The following is a 1,130-nucleotide window of genomic DNA, read 5'->3' as shown; positions in this document are numbered from 1 at the left end:
GTATAAGATGAGAAAAAATAATTCTCGAAAGAATGGCTGTTGAGATAGAACCTTGAAATTCCATATTCCGTAGCAATCCATAATTGTCCCGAATAATCTTCCAAAATAGATTGCACCATATTATTAACCAGTCCTTCAGCCATTCCATAATGTGTATATTTCAAAGACTGACAGTCGTCTGACAGTTCGCATAGATTCAGCCCGGCACCCGAAGCACCTACCCACATACGCCCTTTGCTATCACGAAACAGGCAACGAATCTCATTGCTGCAAAAATTGCCATCGGTGTAGCTGAACAAATGATAGTTATCTTCATTAGCAATCAATGAGTCAGGGTGGAAAATGCAGATACCTTCACTTGTGCCCATCCATATCATCCCTTTCTCATCTTCTGCCATTACTCTGACTATCCGTAAGCCATACTTCTTTCCTTGAAAGAAACGACGGAACTTATATTGTCCTTTTTCCGTTGATTCTGCCAGATCCAGTCCTCCTCCAAATGTTCCCACCCACATACGATCTTTCTTATCGCGAAGAATGGAATAAATATTAGAATGAGATAAGGCAAAAGGATTAGACGGATCCGTTTTATACCACGTATCTCCTATTTTTAGTCCGTCTCCCCGGGTTCCTATCCATATATTCTCCTGACTATCTTCTGAAATCGCATAAATATTATAGGGCAAATAATGATTATCTATCTTAGTTTTCAGATGAGAATCATAATTATACAATCCACCTCTACGGGTTCCTACCCATATATCTCCATTCGACATTTTAGTCAGTAACCGGATTGTATTCGAACGGTCAAAAACATCCGGTGATTCTGGATAGACATGTGTAATGCCTTTATTTGAAATGGAAATATGAGACAAACCGGAATATTCGGAGCTTACCCATATTCCTCCTGTCCTGTCTTTCATCAAACATAACAAGAAATCTGACCCTATAGGTCCTGCATTCTTCCCTTCGGAAACAAAGTGTTCCAACCGGTCCTCCTGAATATCGTAGGTGAAAAGTCCGTTTCCATAAGTTGAAATCCACACAATCCCCCGGTCATCACGCACCACACGATAGCGTTCATAATCTATATATTTCATCTTCTCTTCAGAGATCAGTCAAAAATCCTT

Annotated in this window: 1 pseudogene; it reads right to left on the bottom strand. The window is 40.0% G+C overall.

Annotated elements, in window-relative coordinates:
- Positions 1–1,118: pseudogene (locus AB5935_RS27480) on the bottom strand (two-component regulator propeller domain-containing protein); the annotation flags it as partial.
- Positions 1,119–1,130: the final 12 nt, after the last annotated feature.

The sequence above is a fragment of the Phocaeicola sp. RTP21198st1_B8_RTP21198_201120 genome, from assembly GCF_040929485.1.
GTDB lineage: Bacteria > Bacteroidota > Bacteroidia > Bacteroidales > Bacteroidaceae > Phocaeicola > Phocaeicola dorei.
This window is presented reverse-complemented; position numbering and strand designations above follow the sequence as displayed.